This is a genomic window from Sorangium sp. So ce362, assembly GCF_051519845.1.
In the GTDB taxonomy this organism is placed as follows: domain Bacteria; phylum Myxococcota_A; class Polyangia; order Polyangiales; family Polyangiaceae; genus Sorangium.
In genome coordinates this window covers 6,766,821-6,788,235 of sequence record NZ_CP150332.1, presented here as the reverse complement: position 1 = coordinate 6,788,235, position 21,415 = coordinate 6,766,821, and the positions used below count along the sequence as shown (strand labels likewise).

Sequence of the window (21,415 nt, the reverse complement as noted above, 5' to 3'; positions counted from 1 at the left end):
GCGCGTTGTGGATGTTGTGGGCGACGTGACGATGCGCGGCCCGGCGGCTCGATCCCGGCGTGAGCAAGACCGCCGACATGGAGAACGAGGTGGCCTGGCCGGCCAACGTGCTGGCCGGCCAACCGGGCTGGCCGGCCAACGGGGCCGGCCAGAGCGTTAGGTCGCGAACTCGCCTCGGCGAGGCCTTGCATGGTACGAAGGACGCGTGAGCATCGTTCGTTTCGGCTACGTCGTCGGCCTGGGGCTCGCCGCCACCCTCGCGGGCTGCGGATCGTACCCCGAGCAGCCGCACGGTGAGCTGCAGACACGCAAGCAGAACCCGATTCCGGTATGCACGACCCAGCTCCCGCCCGCGCGGCGCGCGGCTGGCGACAAGGCGGCCGTCCGAACCCTCGATCCCGACCAGTGGCTGGGGGTCGTCGTCCCCGGCTACAGCGAGGAGCGCGGGCTCGGGCCGACCGACGTCGACTGCACCGGCCACTACGTATTCGCCAACGAGACGCTGCGCGGCGGCATCTCCAGGTCCGGCTGGCCACGCAAGCTCGACCCGGACGAGGTCGAGGTCCGCTCCGGGCCGGAAGGGCTGCGCGCCATCTGGGTGCGTGTCCTCACGTTCGAGAACGGCGACGAGGGCGGCCTCGTCGCGCTCGTGCGCGCATCGGGCGACCGGGCGGACGTCTATGGTGTCGGCAGCTTTCGCGCGCCCGCGAAGGGGACGAAGCTGTCCCCGGTACGCCTCGGCAACGACAACCTCGTCGTCGCCGAGACGAAGAGCTGCCCGGATCCCGACGACTGCCGGCAACGGGCCCACTTCTACCTGGCGCGCCGGGGGCGGCTGATCGAGGCCGCCTCCGTCGACCTGGAGCGGACCGCGGTGGTCCCCTCCGTCACGGAGCGCGGGCTCTACGCGCGCTACGTGCTGCGCACAGACGTCTCCTACAAACCGAACGGCATCCAGCTGCTCGAGCAGGTGCGCGTGAAGATCGTGAAGTACGACGACAGCAACCGCGACAGCGACCGCGAGCTCCGCCGTGTCGAATTCCAGCGCTTCCTCCGGGTGGAGCGGGATACGATCTTCTCGTCGAATGATCCGCTCTGGGAGCGCGTCGTCGGACAGGACTAGCGCTGCAGCGGCGGCCGGAGAGGGGAGCGCCGGGGGGCCGGAGAGGGGGCGGGCGGGGGGCTCGCCGGCGAGGGACGCTCGCCGGCGAGCGTGTGGCTACCAGCAGAACAGCGCGTTGCCGTAACCGCAGTTCGGGGGCTGGAACATCGCGTACGCGGTGCCGACGGCGAGGCCGCTCAGGAAGCCGGTGACGCCGCCGATCGCGATCTGACCGGCGTTCTCGTGCGGCCGCGTGCCGTCCGTGGCGACGCCGCGGGCGATCGTGGTCACGACCGAGGCCGTCAGGGGGACGGCGACATGGCCGATGAAGCCGCCGGCATTGAAGCGGCCAGACGAGTAACGGAACGTGTCGACAACGAAGATGCCGGTGCCCGCGCCCGTCGCCCCCCACGAGGCGAACGCGTGCGTCGACGGGCCGCCGAAGGACTCGCAGCCCGAGTCGGCCAGGGCCGTCTTCGTCGCCTCGATCCCGCAGCCGGGGCGGGTCGACTCGATCGCGTCCTTGATCGGCAGATCCACGAGCAGCGTCAGCGCGGTCATCGTCATGGCGGGCGCCAGGACCGAGAAATGCCAGCGCCCCTTCCAGCCGACCGTGGACTCCGGATCGCTGTAATAAACGCGCGGCATCAGGAAGACGACCGAGGAGCCCAGCACGAGGCCCACGTCCGAGACCGTGGCCCAGCCTTTATCGCGTTCGACCCTCGTCTGCGCGGCCGCCTCGCCCGGGGCGAGGACGCACGCGGCGACCGCCAGACAACCTGCTGCTACGACTTTCTCCCTGATTCGCATGAACCGCGCCTCGCGTTCGGCCGCGCCACCGGCGGAGATCGGCGAGCCCGATGCGCGGCGCACCGCGCGAAGCCCAGCCGTTGAGGGGCGCTACCGTTTGTTCGGATTCCCAGAGACGGGGAAGCGGACGATGCTCCTGCCTCCCGACTCGCCGGATGACCCATCGTCCTCTGCGGCGGTCGCAGCGTACGCCCGAGAGAACTGCTCGCCAAATATTTCCCGAAACGTCTCCTTGTCCTCCCCCGAATAGTCGCCGTGGCGGCGCTCGTAGAGCTTCCAGAGCTCCTCGTACTTGCTGGAGAACAGCCCGCCTTTCTTGCCATCGCGCTCGAGCTTCTCTTCGAGCGTCTTCGGCGCGAGCTTCACGAGCAGCGACCTCACGCCCCCCATCACGCCGTTCAGGAGCGCGAGCTGGTGGCTCATGACGTCGACGAAGATCTCGTGGAGGTGCCGCGCGGCGTCCGGACCCCCGACCGGCGTGAGCAGGACGGTGCCGAGCTCCTTCGCGTCCTGCGCGTTCGCGACCTTGTCCGTCTCCGCAGAGCGATCGCGGGCCAGCACCTCGGCCTCGAACTCCTGGTAGCCGTCGCGCAAGCTCACGAAGCACTTCAGGAAGACCTCCATCGTGTCGCGGAGCCGCCGCGCGAAGTTGACGATGCCCGCCACGTCGTCCGGCGCCTTCGTGCCGGGCGCGAGGGCCCCCGCCAGCTCGGAGAGCGCCGTGAACGCGGCGTTCGCCGGCGCCAGCTCGCCGAGCGTGCGGTAGTCGACGCCGTAGTACTGGGCGATCTTCTGGAAGTCCCGCTCCCCAAGGACGCTCGGGTGCTCCTCGCCCAGCCGGCGCAGGTAGCTCTGGCGCGCGTCGGGCGGGAGGCGCGCGAGGTGATCCCAGATCATCCGGTAGACCGCCGCCCACGCGGTCCGGTACGCCTCCAGGTACGGGACCACCTGACGCAGGTACGGGTCCTCGCCGCCGTGAGCGGCGCGCTTCTGCGGGTTGAGCAGCGCGTTGAGGTTCTCGCCGCCCGTGCCGAGCAGCGTGCCGTCGTTCGGGCTCTCCGACTTCAGCGGCGCCTCGATGATCGCGAGCCGGATCTGGATCGGGCCGATCGTGATCTCCGGCTGGCTGCTCACGTCCACCGAGGTGTCGCGCGCCAGCCGGTGCCCGGCGAACATCGTCCCGTTGGTCGAGCCGAGGTCGCGGACGAGGATCCGGCGATCGCGGACGTCCACCGCCGCATGGAACTGGGAGATGTACGGCCGGTCGATGTGAAGGTCGTTCAGCTGGTTCCTGCCGATCCGGACAGGGAAGCGCTCGAACGAAACGTCGAAGCTTTGGTTGGCCTGGGTGTCGGACACGCGGGCCGAGAGCGCCGCCGGCATGGGGGCAGACTAGCAGACCCTCTCCGCCGCACGGGAGTGCCTGACGCCCCATCCGCACCAGGTGGCCCCTCGATGCGCGGTCCACCCGAGAGCCCGCAGCGCACGGCTCCAGCGGGCCGGTCGCTTTCTTGACCTGTTTGCCTACATGGTGCGACCTTAAACCACATATGAGCCTCGTCCATAAGATCCCTCCCATGGTCTCGGCCCTGGCGTTCGGCTACGGGGTCGGGATGGCGGCGCCCCAGGCGGCGATCTCGTCGGTCCATTCCGCGGTGTCGACCTACCAGCTGGGCGGAGCGCAGACCGCGGCGCCGATCACGGCCCTGGCCGCCGTGCCGGTGGCCGCCGCGCCGGGGCCGTACGCGCCGCCGGCGCGCGGGCTCGCCGCGCCGGCGCTGCCGCCTGGGGGGGAGTCGCGGGAGCTCGTCCGGCTGCGCGACGTCGCCGGGCGCGAGGCGCGGGAGGGCGCCGCCTGCGAGCTGGATCGGCCGAGCTTCTCGCAGCCGCCGCGCACGTTCTCCGCCGAGGGCCGCACCTCCGACGACGTGGACGACCTCGACTCGGCCGGCGCCGAGGCGCTCTCGAAGCTGCAGCTGCCGGACCTCCGGCTCGCCGTGTCGCGCCGCACCCTCAAGTACGTCCGCTTCTTCACGCGCACCGACCGCGGGCGGCACATGTTCGAGACGTGGCTGAAGCGGAGCGGGCGGTACCAGGAGATGATCCAGGCCGAGCTCAGGGACAGGCGGCTGCCGGAAGATCTCATCTGGGTCGCCATGATCGAGAGCGGCTTCGACCCGAGGGCGAAATCGCCGGCGGGCGCCGTGGGGCTCTGGCAGTTCATGCCCGCCACCGGGGAGGTCTACGGGCTCCAGAAGACGCGGCACCTCGACCAGCGGAAGAACCCGCGCCTCGCCACGCAGGCCGCGGCCCACCACCTGCGCGATCTCTACATGCGCTTCAACAGCTGGGACCTCGCGCTCGCGGCCTACAACATGGGCTATGAGCAGCTGCTCGACCGCATCGATCGGTACGGCACGTCCGACTTCAACGAGCTGGCACGCCAGGAGGCGATCCCCTCGGAGACGGCCGCCTACGTGCCGAAGATCGGGGCGGCGGCGATCGTGGCGAACAACCTGGAGCGGTTCGGGTTCGATCAGGTCGAGGTGAACCGGCCGGTCGACGCCGCCGAGATCGCGGCGCCCCCGGGGACGCCGCTCAAGACGCTGGCGAAGGCGGCGGGCGTCGCGACGTCGACGCTCCGGACGCTGAACCCCGACATCCTCGGTGAGCGCGTGCCGCCGGGGCGGGGAGACTTCATCGTGATGCTCCCGCCCGATACGCTCGCGCGGGCGCAGGCGGCCCTGCCCGCGATGCTCTCCGCGGAGCAGCTCGCCCCGGACGACGCGTCGGTCCTCGATCCGGTCGACCTGCTCGGCGGACGCGACTTCAGGCCGCGGCGGGGGGGCCGCGAGGACGGGAGCCTGCTCTCGCTCCTCCCGAAGCCCAAGCGGAAGCGGGCGGTGGACACGGTGGACGACGACGACCGACCCGGGATCAGCAAGCGGCGCTCGATGCGCGACCCCGTCGCCTCGCTCGACGGCGACGCGGAGGGCCCGTCCGACGACGACGCGCAGTACGCCCCGCCGCGATCGCAGCCCGCGCGCGGCCTGGCGGCGAGGCCTGCGCGTGAGGTGATGCTCTACCGCGTCGGGCCCGGCGATACGCTGATCGGCGTGGCGCGGCAATTCGTCATAGACGTCGAGGATGTCGCGCGAGATAACAGGATCGATCCGGACCAGAAGCTCCGCGTCGGCGCCCTGTTGAAGCTGCGAATACGGCCCGACATGGTGGACCGCATCGCCTCGAGCGAGGCGCTCGTCGCGCAGGCAACGGACAACAAGGCCCAAGACGCCGCGGCGCCGGCATCGGGTGGCGCGGCGCCGCGCGGTGAGGCGGCCCGCGGCGGAGCCAAGCCGCTCGCGCGGGAGGCCGGCGGAGCCGAGGGCCGCGCCCCCGAGGCCGCGGCGAAGAAGCCCAAGGGGCGAGGCTGACGACGGCGCTTCCGGACGAGGGCGCGCCTCGGTTAGCATGCCTCGCATGCAGCTCGTCGACACCAAGGCCATCGTCAAGCGACTCACAAAGAACTGCACCTCTGCCCTCGAGGCGGCGATTGGCCAGTGTGTCAACGCGCGCCACTACGAGGTCACGCTCGAGCACCTGCTCCTCGCGCTGCTCGACGACGCGAACTCCGACATCGCGTTTCTCGTATCCCACTATGATCTCGACCCGTCGCACCTCCGCGCCGCGCTCCAGCGCAGCCTGGAAGAGCTGAGGAAGGGCAACGCCGGGAGGCCAGTGCTCTCGCCGACGATGCTCGAGTGGATGCAGGACGCGTATCTCGTCGGATCCATGGAGTACGGCTACCAGCGGGTGCGGAGCGGCGTGCTCTTCCAGCGCCTCGTCCAGCAGCCGACCCGGTACTCGGTGAGCGGCATCGGCGCTTACCTCGAGGGCATCTCGAAAGACGATCTCAAGACCAACCTCTCCAAGATCGTCTCCGGCTCGAAGGAAGAGGCCGAGGCCGCCGCGGCGTCCGCGGGCGCGCCCGGGGCGGGGAAGCTGCCGGCAGGGATGGCGAGCGCCGGAGCCGACTCGGCCCTGGCGAAGTTCTGCGTCGACTACACGGGGAAGGCGCGCGCGGGGCAGATCGATCCGATCTTCGGCCGCGAGCGGGAGATCCGGCAGGTGATCGACATCCTCGCGCGGCGGCGCAAGAATAACCCGATCATCGTCGGCGACGCGGGCGTCGGGAAGACGGCGCTCGTCGAGGGGCTCGCGCTGCTCATCGTCGAGAGCACGCCGGAGAACCCGAAGGTGCCGCCGCTCCTGCAAGGGGTCGACATCCTCGGGCTCGACATGGGGCTGCTCCAGGCAGGCGCCGGCGTGAAGGGCGAGTTCGAGAACCGGATGAAGCAGGTGATCGCCGAGGTGAAGGGGTCGTCGAAGCCGATCATCCTCTTCATCGACGAGGCGCACACGCTGATCGGCGCGGGCGGCCAGCAGGGCGGCGGCGACGCGGCCAACCTGCTCAAGCCAGCGCTCGCCCGCGGCGAGCTCCGGACGATCGCGGCCACGACGTGGAGCGAATACAAGAAGTACATCGAGAAGGACGCGGCGCTGGAGCGGCGCTTCCAGCCCGTCAAGGTCGACGAGCCGAGCGAGCCGGCGGCCGTCGTGATGCTCCGCGGGCTCCGGCCGAAGTTCGAGCAGGCCCACAACGTCGTCATCCAGGACGAGGCGGTGACCGCCGCCGTGCGGCTCTCGGCGCGCTATCTGACCGGCAGGCAGCTGCCGGACAAGGCGGTCGACCTGCTCGACACCTGCTCGGCCCGGGTGAAGGTCGCGCTGCAGCAGCGCCCCGCCGCGGTCGAGGACGCCGAGATCCTCATCGTGAACACCGAGGCCGAGCTCGCGGCGCTCGAGCGCGACCGGGACAAGGGCGTGCACGTCGACGGCGAGCGGGTCGCCCAGCTGAAGGACAGGCTCGTCAAGGCGAAGACCGAGCTCGAGACGGTGCGCGCCGCCTACGCGAAGGAGACGGCCGGCACGCAGCGGGTCATCGACGCCCGCAAGAAGATGGACGAGGCGAAGACGAGCGAGGAGCGGGACGCCGAGCGCCGCGAGGTGGTGAAGGCCCTCGACGAGCTCAAGCAGAGCCAGGGCGAGGTGCCGCTGATCCGGCCGGACGTCGACGAGGCCATGGTCGCGAGCGTCGTGGCGGCGTGGACGGGCATCCCCGTCGGCAAGATGGTCCAGGACGACGTGAAGGCGCTCCTCGAGATGGAGGGCCGGCTGACCCGGCGGATCAAGGGGCAGACGAACGGCATCGTGACCATCTCCAAGGAGCTCCGGAGCGCGCGGGCGGGCCTGAAGCCGCTGAGCACGCCGCAGGGCGTGTTCCTGCTCGTCGGGCCGAGCGGCGTCGGCAAGACGGAGACCGCGCTCGGGATCGCCGACCTCATGTTCGGCGGCGAGCGGATGATGACGGTCATCAACATGTCCGAGTTCCAGGAGAAGCACACCGTCTCCCGGCTCATCGGCTCGCCCCCCGGCTACGTCGGCTACGGCGAGGGCGGCATGCTCACCGAGGCCGTGCGCCAGCGGCCCTACACGGTCGTGCTCCTCGACGAGGTCGAGAAGGCCGATCCCGACGTGCTGAACCTGTTCTACCAGGTGTTCGACAAGGGCATGCTCAGCGACGGCGAGGGGCGGCTCGTCGACTTCAAGAACACGGTCATCATCCTGACGAGCAACCTCGCGACCGACAAGATCACGAACATGACGATCGCGGCGCGCGAGGAGGACCCGGCGCGGCAGCTCGACGCGGACGGCGGGTTCATCAAGGAGATCGTCGAGGCCATCAAGCCGACGCTCTCCGCGCATTTCAAGCCGGCGTTGCTCGCCCGCATGACGACGGTGCCGTACCTGCCGATCTCGCCCGACGCGCTCGGCGAGATCACGCGGCTCAAGCTCGACGCGCTCGTCGACCGCCTGCGCAAGAGCCAGCGGATCGAGGCGTCGTACTCGGACGCGCTCGTCGAGACGATCGCGGCGCGCTGCACCGAGGTCGACACGGGGGCGCGCAACATCGATCACATCCTCCGGGCGTCGCTCCTGCCGCAGCTCTCGGTCGCCGTGCTGGAGAAGATGGCGGAGGGGGCGCTCCCCAAGCGGCTCCAGATCGGGGTCGACGCCGAGAAGAACTTCACGGTCGCGTTCTCGGACTGAACGACGCCGGCCGCGGATCGCTGCCAGCTCGGGAGGTGCCTCGAAAGGCCGCGAGAGAGAGAGTTTGTGAACCACAGAGGCGCAGCCCCGGCGCCCCTCCTGCGCGCCCATGTTGGTGTCCTGCGTTGCAATCGAACGTCGCCTGCGCAGACTCGGCGGCCTCCTGCGCAAGCCTCGGCGGCCTCCTGCGCTCCCTTTTTCGGGTTGCGGCATGCGCGAGTGTGCACCGTCCCGGGAAGCGGACGGCAGGGCGGGTAGACGGGCGTGCGCGGCCTCGGGCGCGGCGCGGGCCATGAAGCCTCCGGTTCCCGTGCCTTGACAGCACCGCAATCCGCCACGGTTGCTCCGAAAGTTGCACGGCCGCCGCGACTCCGCATACAACCCTGAGGCATGGTCGCGCTCGAAACGCTCCTCCAGGCTTCGGCGGCGGCCGGGGATCCGCGCTCGCCCCACCCCTCACGGGAGCGGACGGCGTGCCCGGCCGGATCCCGCCGCTCGCCGCCGTCTCCCGCCAGATCGCGCGCGGGCCGCGTCGCCGCCGGCGCCGCCGCAGCCTTGCTCGCCGCGTCGCTCGGCGTCGCCCTGCCGGCCGCGCTCTCGGGCTGCACGTCCGCCGCGCCGCCACCCGCGGCCCCCGAGCCGTGCGACGTGCAGATCGTGACGCTGTCGATCTACGCGTCCGACAACATCAACCCCAACGAGAACGGGAACCCGAGGCCCGTCGTCGTGCGGCTCTACCAGCTGAAGAGCAGCGCGCGCATGGAGAACGCGACGTACGATCAGATCCTGCTCCGGGACAAGGAGACGCTCGAGGACGACCTCGCCAAGGTCGACGAGGTCGAGGTCTTCCCGAACGACCTCGTCGAGGTGAAGTTCGAGCGCCTGCCGGACGCGAGCCACCTCGTCGGCGCCGCCCTGTTCCACAGCCCGAAGGGCAGCAGCTGGAAGACGTTCTACGAGTTCCCGCTCCCGCCCGGAGAGGCCCAGTGCGGCGGGCGCGAGACCGACGCGGGGCCGCCCGTGGCCGACCCGCGGGTCGCGTTCTTCATCGACTCGACAAAGATCGACAACGGGGTCGAGTTCGACGAGTCGATGTTCCCCAACGCGAGCGCCGTCCGCCGGCTCAGCCTGCCGAAGAAGGTGGCCGCGCCGGAGGCGCCAGCCGCTCGGGGGAAGTAGCGGTCATGGCGCGCCCCGATCGTCCTCGATGCTGTGCTCGCGTGGTCGCAGGACACGCGCGCGGCGCGAAAGCTGGACGCGCGCGGCGTCATGGCTCCGCGCGCGCGTCCAGCTTTCGCGCCGCGCTGCGCAGCACATCTGGTAGAAGTGGACGGGCGACATGATCCACCCGCGTAAGCCTGTCTGGACCGAGGGGCTCTTCATGACCCCTCAGCATCTGCAGCAGTCGGACCAGTACCACGAGACGCTGCTCCACGCGCGCCTCCACGCGGTCGTGGGCTACGACTGGGGCATCTCGGCCGCGCAGTTCGATGAGCGCGCGCTCTCCTCCGGGCAGTTCAAGGTGGTCAAATGCCACGGCATCTTCCCCGACGGGACGCCGTTCTTCATCGGCGATCGCGGCGAGGACCAGGTCGAGGCGCGGCCGCTCGAGGGCGCCTTCCCGGCCGCGCTGGAGGCGCTCGACGTCTACCTCGGCATCCCGAACCTGCGCGAGACCGCCGCGAACATCAGCCTCGACCCGGCGAAGGTGGGGCCGGCCCAGCGCTTCGTGGCGGCCCAGACGACGGTGCCGGACGTGAACTCCGGGCGCAACGACACGTCGGTCACCTGGGCGCGCACCAACCTGCGGCTCATCTTCGGCACCGAGCCGCGCGACGCCTACCAGACCGTGCGCGTCGCGCAGCTCGTCCGCGACCGCTCCGGCGCAATCGTCCTCCGGAAGAGCTTCATCCCGTCGGTCCTCCGCATCAACACGTCCGATCACATGATGTCCGGCCTCCGGCGGGTGCTCTCGGCCCTGGTCGGCAAGCAGAAGTCGCTCGTCGAGGGGCGGCGCATGCGCACCGCGGCCTCGGTCGACTTCCAGGCCTCCGACCTCACGAAGTTCTGGCTGCTCCACACCGTGAACTCGTACATCCCGGTCGTGTCGCACCTCGTCGATCACGGCGGCGCGCACCCGGAGCAGTGCTTCGTCGTCCTCGGCTCGCTCATCGGCGAGCTCTGCACCTTCTCGGCGGCCGACAGCGACCCGACGACGCTCCCGAAGTTCAACTACCTCGAGCTGGAGGGCGTCTTCGACCCGATGTTCGACCGGGCGGTCACGCTCATCAGCGGGATCGCCACGGATCAGTTCGTCATCGTGCCGCTGGAGAAGCGCGAGGACGGCATGTACCTCGGCAGGTTCGAGGACCCGAAGCTGCCGCGCAGCCACGAGATGTTCCTCGAGGCGAAGGGGGCGGACGAGGGCACGCTGCGCGAGCGGCTCCCGCGCCTGCTCAAGATCGGCTCGTGGACGCAGATCGGGCACATCTTGCACTCCGCGACGCCCGGCGTGAACGTCGCCATCGAGTACCGGCCGCCGGGCGCCATCCCGGTCAGGCCGGGGCTCGTCTACCTCCGCGTCAACCAGACTGGCGATTACTGGAACGACATCCTCGGCTCTGGCACGATCGCCATCTACCAGCCGATCGAACCGCAGAAGGTCGACCTCCGGTTGATCGCGGTCCCGGCGGCGAAGTGACCGTGCCAGGCCGTCCCTTCGGGGTGAGGAGCCCATGAGCCTCTCGCAGACGATGTACTTTGTTTGCTCCGACGTGCTGTCGCTGATCCTGCAGCTCAGGAACTCGCGCGACCTTCCGGCGCCGGACATCCTCCAGCGGCGCGTCCTCGGCCTGTTCGACACGATGATGCAGAACGGGCGGGAGGCCCGCATCCCCGAGCAGGACATGATCGACGCGAAGTTCGCGCTCGCGGCCTTCGCCGACGAGGTGATCTTCAGCTCGAACTGGCCCGGCAGGACGCAGTGGCTCCAGAACCCGCTGCAGTTCCAGTTCTTCCAGCTGAACACGGCCGGCGACGGGTTCTTCACGAACCTCGACAACCTCTACGGCCAGCGCGGCAGGAACCACGTCGCGCAAATCTACTTCCTGTGCTTGGCCCTCGGCTTCCAGGGGAAATACCGTCTCCGGCAGCAGGAGGGCCTCGGCGCGGTCATCGAGGGCGTGGGCAACCACGTCGCCGTCGCCGAGGGGGGCGGGGACGTCCTCGCGCCGAACGCGGAGCGCAAGGACGGGGGCGCCGGCGCGGTGCGCCGCGAGCTGCCCTTCCTGGCGATCGCGCTCGGCCTGCTCGTGCTGGCCGTCCTCGTGGTCATCGTGCTCCGGCTCGTCGTGGCCTCGGACGCGGAGGGCGTGGCCGACCAGATCAAGAAGCTGATCAGTACAGGGACCTAGGCGGCTCCGCCCGTCCTCTGCTGTTTCCGAGGGAGACTTCCGATGTGGCTGTGGATCCTGAGCGCCCTGTTCCTCACCGCCGTGTGGGGAGTGTGGTTCATGCTGCGCCCCGCGGCAGGGGAGGGGGCCGAGGCGTTGCCGATCGAGATCCCGATCGCGGCGACGGTGGCCGTCCTCGCGCTGCTCGTGGGGCTCGCGATCTACCGGCGTATCCGGGCCGCGCGGGCGGCGCGGGCGCTCGAGAAGGCGATCGCGCAGCAGGCGCAGGAGCAGGTCATCAACGCGAAGCCGGAGCGGCGCGCGGAGATCCAGGAGCTGAACCGGCAGATGCAGGAGGGCATCGCCGCGCTCAAGACCTCGAAGCTCGGCGGGGGCAAGCGGGGCGCTGACGCGCTCTACGTCCTGCCCTGGTACGTGATGGTCGGCCCGCCCGGCGCCGGCAAGACCACCGCGCTCCGGCACTCGGGGCTCGTGTTCCCGTACATCGACCCCGAGCGCACGGGCGTGCGCGGCGTCGGCGGCACGAGGAACTGCGAGTGGTGGTTCACGAACGAGGCGATCCTCCTCGACACCGCCGGCCGGTACACGACCGAGAGCGACGACCACGACGAGTGGATGGCGTTCCTCGAGCTGCTGCTCCAGTACCGCGAGCACAAGCCGCTGAACGGGATCATCGTCGCGGTGAGCATGAGCGAGCTGCTCGACGCGAGCGACGACCAGATCGACCAGACCGGCAAGAAGATCCGCGCGCGCATCGACGAGATGCAGCAGACGCTGCACATGATCCTGCCGGTCTACGTGCTCTTCACGAAGACCGACCTGGTGGCGGGCTTCACCGAGTACTTCGGCGACCTGAAGAAGAGCGAGCGCGCCCAGCCCTGGGGCGCGACCGTGCGCCTCGACGAGAACAAGTCCGAGCCCGGGAAGATCTTCGATCGCGAGTTCGACGTGCTCGTCGAGCGGCTCCACTCGCGCCTGACGAAGCGGCTCATCGGCGAGCGGAACCGCGACGTGAAGGAGAAGAGCTACCAGTTCCCGCTCGAGTTCGCGGCGGTGAAGCGCAACCTGGCGGACTTCATCGGGGCGGCGTTCGCGCCCGGGGCCGGCGCGGCGCCGGCGCCGATCCTGCGCGGGTTCTACTTCACGAGCGGCGTCCAGGAGGGGCGGCCGCTCGACCGCGTCGTCGGGGCGATGGGGCGGGCGTTCGGGCTGCGCACGGCGCTCGGCGAGGACGAGGAGGAGGCCGCGCTCCCGAAGGAGTCGAAGAGCTTCTTCCTGCACGACGTCTTCACCGGCGTCGTCTTCCCCGATCAGGATCTCGCGGCGCGCACCGAGGCCGAGCTGCGGCGGCGCCGTTTGCAGCGGATCCTCGTGGCGGCGGCGGCGGCGCTCGTCGCCCTCCTGTTCCTGCTCCCGGCGCTGATCTCGTACTTCAACAACAAGGCGCTCGTCGCCGAGACGAGGCGCATCTCGGACGAGATCGCGTTCGTGGACTGGTCCGGGCGGAGCGGCACGCCGCCGAACGTGCCCGCGAACATCGACAAGCTCGACCGGCTGCAGGGGCACGTGGGGCTGCTCGATCGGTACGTCGAGAACACGCCCCTCGACCACGGCTGGTTCATGTTCCAGGGGGACAAGCTCTTTCCCCCGACGATGGGGCAGTACATCAAGAGCCTGAAGCAGGGGTTCGTGGGCCCGGCGAAGGCGCAGCTCGAGGCGAAGCTGGAGCGGGTGCGCGACGGGGATTTCCTCGACGGCTACAACGCCCTGCGGAGCTACCTCCTGCTCGGCAAGGACTACCAGGACCACATGGATGAGCAGGCGGCGAGGTGGCAGACCGGCCGGCTCGTCCAGGTCTGGGCCGACATCCTGAAGCCCCTCACCGATCTGCCCGAGAGCGACCTCAAGGAGCGGCTCACGCCGCACGTCGCCTATTACATCGACCTCGTGAAGCGCAAGAAGCTCGAGGCCGAGGAGCTGAACGAGCCCCTCATCGCCAGGGCGCGCGCCGACCTGCTCCGGGTCGACCCGACGAAGCGCTACTACGACCAGTTCGTGACGCGGCTGATCGACCAGAAGTACGACGAGTCGGGGCCGAACACGCCCGAGAACCTGAAGTACCCGCCGGTGTCCCTGAACGAGATGTTCGCGGACCGGCCCGAGGTGCTGACCGTCATCCACAGCGCCCAGAAGAACCGGGCCGGGACCTGGTTCGAGGTGCAGGGGCCCTACACGGCCAAGGGGCACGCGCAGGTGATCGAGTCGCTCAAGGAGGGGAGGAAGGAGCTCGAGCGCGAGCTCTGGGTGCTCCCCCTGTCGAGCGACGAGAAGCGGACGGGCGACCAGATCCAGAAGGAGCTCGACCGCGTCCGGCAGGACTACGACAACGCGTACATCTCGCAGTGGGAGGCGTTCTTCCGCGACATCCAGGTCGACATCCCGAGGACGAACCGTGAAGCGATCCACGAGTTCCGGGTCCTCTCCACGCCCGACTGGCCCTACCGGCGGCTGCTCCAGCGCCTGTCGAACGAGACGCAGTTCAAGGAAGAGAAGCCGAGCGCGCTGACCGCGGACGGCGGGCTGATCGACCAGGCCAAGAACATCATCCAGCAGAAGGTCGATCAGCGGACGGGCGCGCGGCTCGACCAGATCCTCCCGGGGAGCAACCGGCGCGAGCACTACGATCCGGTGCCCGACAAGTTCGAGTCGATGGCGAGCTTCGGCGTGCCTCCGCCCGCGCCCGAAGGGCAGCCGCCGCCCGCGCCCAAGCTCAACCCGTACATCGGCCACCTCGAGCGGCTCGCAGGCGAGATGAGCGTCGTCGAGGACGGGCCGCCGGACACGGACACCTCGCGGGCCACCGAGGCGTTCCAGGACGCGGTGAAGGAGACCCAGGGGCTCCTGCTCTCGATGGACCAGACCGGGCAGCGGCTGATGGAGCCGCTCCTCATGAATCCACTGCGGCAGGCGTACAAGGCGGTCGTGCGGCGCGCCGGCGGCGCGGCGAGCGGGATCTGGGAGGTCGAGGTCTGGCCGCACTACCGCGACAAGATCAAGGACCGCTACCCGTTCAACCTCGCCTCCTCACGCGACGCCTCGCTCGAGGACGCGATGGCCTTCTTCAAGCCGAAGGAGGGGGTGCTCTGGGGCTTTTACGAGACGTACCTCAAGGGCTTCCACTACCAGGTCGGGCACGAGTACTTCCCGAAGTCGCACCTGTCGGGGCAGCCGCAGGCAGCGAAGCCGTTCACGCCGTTCAACGCGAACCTGTACAACTGCCTGAGGCGCTCGGACGAGATCTCCGACGCGCTGTTCGGGAGCAGCGGGGGCGCGGAGCCCAAGGTCGTCTTCCACATCAACATGAAGACGGTCAGCCCCATCGTGAGCGAGGTGGTCTTCGAGGTCGACGGCCAGAAGAGGCTCTATCGCAACGAGAAGGAGTTCTGGCACACCTTCAACTGGCCAGGGGAAGGCGCGAAGGGCGCGCGGATCCAGGTGCGCGGGGCAGGCGGGCTCGACGAGGAGCTCGTGCGCGAAGGGCCGTGGGGGATCTTCCGGCTGTTCGAGGCCGGGACCACGACCGCACAGAGAGACAACGACGCGCTCTTCACGGTGACCTGGCAGATGACCGCTCCGCCAGTGACCGTCACCATGGAGATCCGGCCGACCCGAGGGAACCATCCGTTCCCGATGAGCTTCTTCAGGGCGACCAACTGCCCGGCCAGCATCGGTGATCGCTTCGGGAAAGGGTGAGCCGAGCAGCGACGGCGTGAGCGGGGGGGGACGGGGGATCGCCGGGGTTGAGCCTCGATCCGTCGTCCTGGACCCGCCCGCTCCCGCCGCGATCGGGGAACAACCGGGAAGGTTGTAGCGCTCGGTGAGCGGTTCGTGGTTCACTCCGAGGCCGTCATGTTCTGGCGCCGCAAGAAGGGCTCTGCCGCTCCGCCGCAGATCGGCTGCTTCGGCAAGCTGCCCGCCACGGGCGATTTCATCCGGCTGAACGCTGGTGGAGAAGAGCTCGCCGCCTTCGACCGATGGCTGGGCGCGTCCATCGATTTCGCCCGGCGCGCCATGAGCCCCCATTTCGAGGCGTACTACCAGCCAGCGCTGGGCCTCTTCGTCTTCCACGGCGACCCGAAGGGCGACGAGCCGCCCACCCGCGGGCTCGTGGGCGCCTGGGCCGCCAGCGGCGACAACGCCGGCCGGCTCTACCCGATCGTCGTGTTCGGCTCGTACGACTACGACCAGCTCGTCTCCGCCGGGCCGTCGCTCCCCATCACCCTGTTCCCGCTCCTCGCCGCCGCCCACGACGCCGCGACGAACGGCCGGACGCTGCCCGTCGACGCCTTCCTCCACCGCGTCTCCCAGATCGCTCCGCCGTCGCTCGACGACCCGGACGCGTCGAACGCCGCCTACCGCGCATGGCTGAAAACCCAGCCGATGAAGGCGCTCTGGGACGCCGGCTTCGGCACCGACGCAAGCCGGTTCTGGGTGATGCAGAACATCCTCGACTCGGTGACGCCGTTCCGCGGCCAGGAGCTCCCCAGGACAGGGCTCGCGCTCAGGTTGCCGCTCGGCGCCGGTGACGCCTACGCCGCCGCCGTGTGGATGGACATGACCCTCCGCCTGTCGAAATGGGGACGCACGCTGATGAACGCGTTCTGGACGCCCCAGCGCACCTTGCTCCTCCACCTCGGCCCCCCCCACACGGGGTCGTTCCGCGAGATGATCGCGCCCACCACCCAGGCCGAGCACATCGCCGACCTCTGCGGACCCCCGCCAGTCGAAGAGCACGTTTCCCGACATGCGCTCGGGCCGGAGCTCGACGCCCTCGTCGCGCGGACCGACCTGTCGCTCGACAGCTTCCTGGAAGCCCTCGGGTGAGTCCGTTCCCGAGCACACGACACCCGACCCGCCCCACGCGCCGCCGCTCCGGTGGGTCGTCGTCGCCGTCGCCGTCCGATTCGCCGTCCGATTCGCCGTCCGCACCCGGGACGTCTTGATATCCTGCGCGCCCCATGGCCGCTGAAGACGCCATCCAGCAATCCAGAGCGCGGATCGAGGCGCTGTTCGCCCCCATCGACGGCGGCGTCGGCGCCGACGTCACCTACGACGCGGCATTCGAGGCCCTCAAGAGCGAGGTCGACAAGCTCCAGTCGCTCGCGGGCGGCAAGGTCGACTGGGCCCGCATCGCGACCGGCGCCGACGAGATCCTGAGCGAGAAGTCCAAGGACTTCCGCGTCGCGCTCTACTACGCGGCGGCGAAGGCGCAGCTCGACAAGCTCCCCGGCCTGCTCGACGGGCTCGTGCTCGTGCAGGAGCTGGACAGCGCGTTCTGGGACGCGATGTACCCCGCGATCCGGCGGCCCAAGGCGCGCGGCAACCTGTGCGCCTGGTTCGGCGACATCGCGGCAGCAGCGCTCACAGGCCACACGCCCTCCGCCGCGGAGCGCGACGTGGTGAACGCCCTCGACCGGGTGAGCCGCGCCGTGGACGCCGACCTCAGCACCAGGCTCGGCGACGCCTACGGCGGGTTCGGCCCGCTCCCGAACGCGATCCGCAGCCTCGTCGCAAGCCTCCCCGCAGAGGCGCCGCCGCCGCCACCTCCACCGCCGCCGCCGCCGCCGCCGCCGCCGCCGAAAGCCGCCGAGGCGGTCCAGGCGCCGGCGGCCACCGCGGTTGTCGTCGCCCCGCCGCCGGCTCCGCCGCCGGTCGTCGGCACGGCCGACCCGGCGCTCAGCCTCGAGGCGATCGTCGACGAGGACTCCGCGCTCACCGTCCTCGGCCGCTGCGCGCCGCTCATCGCGCGCGCGGGCGACGCGCTCCGGTCGGCGGATCCGAAGCGCGCGGCCGCGTACCGCATCCTCCGCGTCGGGCTCTGGGTCGACCTCCTCGACGATCCGGGGGCCGCGTCCAAGACCGGCACCACGGCGATCCCGCCGCCGCCCGAGCACGTGCTGCGGACGCTCCCGGCGCTGATGAGCCAGGGGGCGTTCGCCGACCTCCTGCCGATCGCCGACGAGTACGCGCAGAACTACCCGCTCTGGCTCGATCCGCATCGGTTCGCGGCGAACGCGCTCGAGCAGCTCGGCGACGACCACGCCGAGGCCCGGCGGGCCGTGCTCGTCGAGGTGGGCGCCCTGATGCTCCGCGCGCCGCTCCTGCCGACCCTCAAGTTCAACGACGGCACGCCGTTCGCGGACGCCGAGACGCAGACCTGGCTCTCGACCGAGGTGGCAGCCGCCCTCGGCGGCTCGGGAGGCAACGGCGCCGGGGCCGCAGCGAGGCCGCGGAGCTACCTCGACAAGCCGCTCTCCGACGCGCGCGGGCTCGTCGCGAACGAGCAGCCCGTCGACGCGATGGTGCTCCTCGAGAAGGCCGCGGCCACCGCGCCGTCGGCGCTGGACCGCTTCCGCGTGAGGCTCGCGATGGCGCAGATCAACATCGATCTGTCCCAGTTCCTCGTGGCGCGCGCGCAGCTCGAGGCGCTGGAGCAGATCGTCGACCACCACCGACTCACCACCTGGCAGCCGGATCTCTGCGCGGAGCTCTACGCCGCGCTCCACACATGCTACCGAGCCCTGAACCAGGGCTACGACGCCACCCCCGAGGCCAAGGCGAAGGAGGCGCTCTGCTTCGAGCGCGTCTGCCAGCTCGACGCTGCGCTCGCCCTGAAGCTCTCGCTGGGGGCCTGAAGTGGGGCCTCCGTGGGGGCCCGAGCAGACGCCCGATAGAAGGCGGATGCGCGTGGCGCCGAGAAGCTTGCCCGACAGGCGGGGATTTTGGTCTATGCTCGTGCGGCCTGCGGGCCCTCCGCCCGCTGCCGACGGGGAAAGGAGCCTGCGATGAAAGAGGGATCGGTCGCGCCGAAGGAGCGCGTGAACATCACGTACAAGCCGGCCACGGGGAACGCGAAGGAGGATGTCGAGCTGCCGCTGAAGCTCCTGATGCTCGGCGACTACACGCAGCGGGCGGATCCGCGGCCCCTCGAGGACCGCAAGCCCATCAACGTGGACAAGGACAACTTCCAGAAGGTCATGAGCGAGCAGAAGCTCGCGCTCGCCTTCAACGTGAAGGACGTCCTCTCCGAGCAGGAGAACAGCGAGCTCACGGTCAACCTGAAGTTCCGCCGGCTGAGCGACATGGAGCCCGAGGCGATCGCGAACCAGGTGCCGGAGCTCAAGAAGCTGCTCGACCTGCGCGCCGCGCTGACGGCCCTCAAGGGGCCTCTCGGCAACGAGAAGGCGTTCCGCAACAAGATTCAGCAGATCCTGAGCGACCCGGCTCAGCGCAACAAGATCGTGAGCGAGCTCGGGCTCGAGAAGGAAGGGGAGTGAGCGATGGCGACGGAGACACAGGTCGCGGGGAGCGCAGGCGTCCAGACCCTCGAGGGAGGGTCCCTGCTCGACGAGATCCTCGCCGAGACGAAGATGACGCCCGGCGACGAGGGGTATGAGATCGCCAAGCGGGGCGTGCAGGCCTTCATCTCGGAGCTCGTCGCCCCGCGGCGCGAGGGCGAGAAGGTCGACAAGGCCTTCGTCGACGCGCTGATCGCGGAGATCGACGTCAAGCTCTCGCGGCAGATCGACGAGATCCTCCACCACCCCAGCTTCCAGAAGCTCGAGTCCGCCTGGCGCGGCCTCAAGTTCGTCATCGACCGCTGCGACTTCCGCGAGAACGTCAAGGTCGAGGTGCTCAACTGCTCCAAGGAGGACCTCCTCGCCGATTTCGAGGACGCCCCCGAGGTGCCGAAGAGCGGCCTGTACAAGCTCGTCTACTCGGCGGAGTTCGGCCAGTTCGGCGGCAAGCCGGTCGGCGCGATCATCGCGAACTACGAGTTCGGCCCGGGTCCGCAGGACATCGCGCTCCTGCAGAAGTGCGCCGCGGTCGCGACGATGTCGCACGCGCCCTTCATCGCGGCGGCGGGGCCGCAGTTCTTCGGCCTCAAGGACTTCATGGGGCTGCCCAACCTGAAGGACCTGAAGGCGCTCTTCGAGGGGCCGCAGTACACGAAGTGGAACGCGTTCCGCGAGACCGAGGACGCGCGCTACGTCGGGCTCGTGATGCCGCGCTTCCTGCTCCGCCTGCCCTTCGGCGCCAACACCGTCCCGGTGAAGGCGTTCAACTACGAAGAGGACGTGGTCGGCCAGCACGACGCGTACTGCTGGGGCAACGCGACGTTCGCCTTCGCGACCCGGCTCGCCGACAGCTTCGCCAAGTACCGCTGGTGTCCGAACATCATCGGCCCGCAGGCGGGCGGCTCGGTCGATAACCTGCCGCTCCACCAGTACGAGGCGATGGGCGAGATCCAGACCAAGATCCCGACCGAGATCCTGCTCACCGAGCGGCGCGAGTTCGAGCTGTCCGAGGAGGGCTTCATCGGGCTCACGTTCCGCAAGGACTCGGACAACGCCTGCTTCTTCTCGGCCAACTCGGCGCAGAAGCCCAAGTTCTACGGGCAGAGCGACGAGGGCAGGGCGGCCGAGATGAACTACCGGCTCGGGACGCAGCTGCCGTACATGTTCATCATGTGCCGCATCGCGCACTACCTGAAGGTGCTGCAGCGCGAGCAGATCGGGACGTGGAAGGAGCGCGCCGATCTCGAGAAGGAGCTGAACGACTGGATCGGCCAGTACGTCGCCGATCAGGACGTCGTCTCCGCGGCGACCCGCGGGCGCAGGCCGCTCCGCAAGGCGAAGATCATCGTGACCGAGGTGCCGGGCAACGCCGGCTGGTACAAGGTCGACATGCAGGTGCGCCCGCACTTCAAGTACATGGGCGCGTTCTTCACGCTGAGCCTCGTCGGCAAGCTCGACAAGGAGTGAGCGGCAGGCCACGGCACCGCGCGGCGCGCGCGGTGCCAGGCCGCGCTCACGCCGCCCGGGCGACAGCGCGGCGCGCCAGCCCCCCGGAGCGCCGCTGGTACGAGCCCGCCCTCCGGCGTAGGCTCGCGCGATGAGGAAACTCTCAAGGATCTGCGTGTATTGCGGGTCGAGCCCCGGCGCGTCGCCGGCCTACCGCGCGGCGGCCGTGCGGGTCGGGGAGCTCCTTGCCGCGCGCGGGATCGGGCTCGTGTACGGGGGCGGCCGCGTGGGGCTGATGGGAGCGGTCGCCGACGCGGTGCTCGCGCGCGGCGGCGAGGTGATCGGCGTCATCCCCCACTTCCTCAACCAGCGCGAGATCGAGCACCGGGGCTTGACGGAGCTCCACGTGGTCGAGACGATGCACGAGCGCAAGGCGAAGATGGCCGCGCTCTCCGACGCCTTCGTCGCCCTGCCAGGGGGCATCGGGACGCTGGAGGAGCTGTTCGAGGCGTGGACCTGGACGCAGCTCGGCTCTCAGGAGAAGCCGGTCGGGCTGCTCGACGTCGAGGGGTACTACCGCCCGCTGATCGCTTTTCTGGATCACATGGTGGCCGAGCAGTTCCTCAAGCCGGGCCACCGCGCGATGCTCCAGGTCGAAGGCGACGCAGCGGCCCTCCTGGCGTTGCTCGCCGCCTGGCGCCCGAGCGCCGAGTACAAGTGGATGACGCCTGGCGAAAGATAGGCAGTTGCATCCTTCGTGAAGGGCCAGCAGGAAACGCCCGAGCTCGGCGCATCTCAAGGAGACACGCGTCCTCATGAACACCGACTATCGTGACATCATGAACGCGGTGAACTTCAGGGAGATGATCTGTACCGGACCGGTGGACGCGTTCTTCGGCCTCCGCTACGGGAAGCTCCCCTGCCGCTCGATCGAGTTCAAGCTCGAGAAGCATGATGAGGAAGTCTTCCAGCCGAGCGCGGTCATCAGCTAACCGAACGAGCACGCCTGCGCCCGCGTCACGGAGCTCGAGCACCCCACGGGACAGCTGCACCCGGAGACGAGCGTCGTGTACGAGCTCCCGCAAGCCGAGGCGACGGTGACCGTCGCTGCCTGA

Annotated in this window: 15 protein-coding genes and 1 pseudogene; 14 read left to right on the top strand and 2 right to left on the bottom strand. The window is 69.8% G+C overall.

Features of this window, described 5'->3' with window-relative positions:
• Positions 1-59 precede the first annotated feature (59 nt).
• Positions 60-209 carry a hypothetical protein gene (locus WMF17_RS25835; RefSeq protein ID WP_437595809.1) on the top strand — a complete coding sequence of 50 codons (150 nt, stop codon included), beginning with the start codon at positions 60-62 and terminating at the stop codon, positions 207-209.
• A complete protein-coding gene (locus WMF17_RS25830) occupies positions 206-1,123 on the top strand; it encodes a hypothetical protein (RefSeq protein ID WP_437595808.1) in 918 nt (305 codons plus the stop codon). Before WMF17_RS25835 ends, WMF17_RS25830 begins: the two co-directional genes overlap by 4 nt.
• A gap of 96 nt (positions 1,124-1,219) precedes the next feature.
• Here WMF17_RS25830 and WMF17_RS25825 read toward each other — a convergent pair whose 3' ends face one another.
• Both WMF17_RS25825 and WMF17_RS25820 read right to left on the bottom strand, forming a co-directional pair.
• Positions 1,220-1,912: a hypothetical protein gene (locus tag WMF17_RS25825; RefSeq protein ID WP_437595807.1), complete on the bottom strand. Its 693-nt coding sequence runs from the start codon at positions 1,910-1,912 to the stop codon at positions 1,220-1,222.
• Positions 1,913-2,002: 90 nt separating this feature from the next.
• Positions 2,003-3,295 carry a type VI secretion system-associated FHA domain protein gene (locus tag WMF17_RS25820; RefSeq protein WP_437595806.1) on the bottom strand — a complete coding sequence of 431 codons (1,293 nt, stop codon included), beginning with the start codon at positions 3,293-3,295 and terminating at the stop codon, positions 2,003-2,005.
• Between the two features lie 194 nt (positions 3,296-3,489).
• On the opposite strand from WMF17_RS25820, the gene WMF17_RS25815 reads away from it, so the two are divergent.
• From WMF17_RS25815 to WMF17_RS25760, 12 genes and pseudogenes are all read left to right on the top strand, one after another.
• Positions 3,490-5,346, top strand: a complete 1,857-nt coding sequence (locus WMF17_RS25815) for a transglycosylase SLT domain-containing protein (protein WP_437595805.1) — start codon at positions 3,490-3,492, stop codon at positions 5,344-5,346.
• A gap of 37 nt (positions 5,347-5,383) precedes the next feature.
• The gene (tssH, locus tag WMF17_RS25810) at positions 5,384-8,083 is read left to right on the top strand and encodes a type VI secretion system ATPase TssH (protein WP_437643805.1); all 2,700 of its coding nucleotides are present in this window, start codon (positions 5,384-5,386) and stop codon (positions 8,081-8,083) included.
• Positions 8,084-8,473: 390 nt separating this feature from the next.
• On the top strand, positions 8,474-9,262 hold the full coding sequence (gene tssJ / locus WMF17_RS25805) for a type VI secretion system lipoprotein TssJ (protein ID WP_437643803.1): 789 nt from the start codon (positions 8,474-8,476) through the stop codon (positions 9,260-9,262).
• Positions 9,263-9,422: 160 nt separating this feature from the next.
• On the top strand, positions 9,423-10,784 hold the full coding sequence (gene tssK, locus WMF17_RS25800; protein ID WP_437643801.1) for a type VI secretion system baseplate subunit TssK: 1,362 nt from the start codon (positions 9,423-9,425) through the stop codon (positions 10,782-10,784).
• 34 nt (positions 10,785-10,818) lie between these two features.
• A complete protein-coding gene (locus WMF17_RS25795) occupies positions 10,819-11,496 on the top strand; it encodes a DotU family type IV/VI secretion system protein (protein ID WP_437643799.1) in 678 nt (225 codons plus the stop codon).
• Positions 11,497-11,538: 42 nt separating this feature from the next.
• On the top strand, positions 11,539-15,249 hold the full coding sequence (gene tssM / locus WMF17_RS25790; protein WP_437643797.1) for a type VI secretion system membrane subunit TssM: 3,711 nt from the start codon (positions 11,539-11,541) through the stop codon (positions 15,247-15,249).
• 135 nt (positions 15,250-15,384) lie between these two features.
• Positions 15,385-16,380 (top strand): type VI secretion system-associated protein TagF, encoded by a 996-nt coding sequence (gene tagF, locus WMF17_RS25785; protein WP_437643795.1) that lies wholly within the window; start codon positions 15,385-15,387, stop codon positions 16,378-16,380.
• Positions 16,381-16,514: 134 nt separating this feature from the next.
• Positions 16,515-18,191: a type VI secretion system protein TssA gene (gene tssA, locus WMF17_RS25780; RefSeq protein ID WP_437643793.1), complete on the top strand. Its 1,677-nt coding sequence runs from the start codon at positions 16,515-16,517 to the stop codon at positions 18,189-18,191.
• Positions 18,192-18,341: 150 nt separating this feature from the next.
• Positions 18,342-18,833: a type VI secretion system contractile sheath small subunit gene (tssB, locus tag WMF17_RS25775; protein ID WP_437476489.1), complete on the top strand. Its 492-nt coding sequence runs from the start codon at positions 18,342-18,344 to the stop codon at positions 18,831-18,833.
• Between the two features lie 3 nt (positions 18,834-18,836).
• Positions 18,837-20,321 (top strand): type VI secretion system contractile sheath large subunit, encoded by a 1,485-nt coding sequence (gene tssC, locus WMF17_RS25770; RefSeq protein WP_437595787.1) that lies wholly within the window; start codon positions 18,837-18,839, stop codon positions 20,319-20,321.
• Between the two features lie 130 nt (positions 20,322-20,451).
• Positions 20,452-21,042 (top strand): TIGR00730 family Rossman fold protein, encoded by a 591-nt coding sequence (locus WMF17_RS25765; RefSeq protein WP_437595786.1) that lies wholly within the window; start codon positions 20,452-20,454, stop codon positions 21,040-21,042.
• Between the two features lie 67 nt (positions 21,043-21,109).
• Positions 21,110-21,292: pseudogene (locus WMF17_RS25760) on the top strand (UDP-galactopyranose mutase); the annotation flags it as partial.
• Between the last annotated feature and the right edge of the window lie 123 nt (positions 21,293-21,415).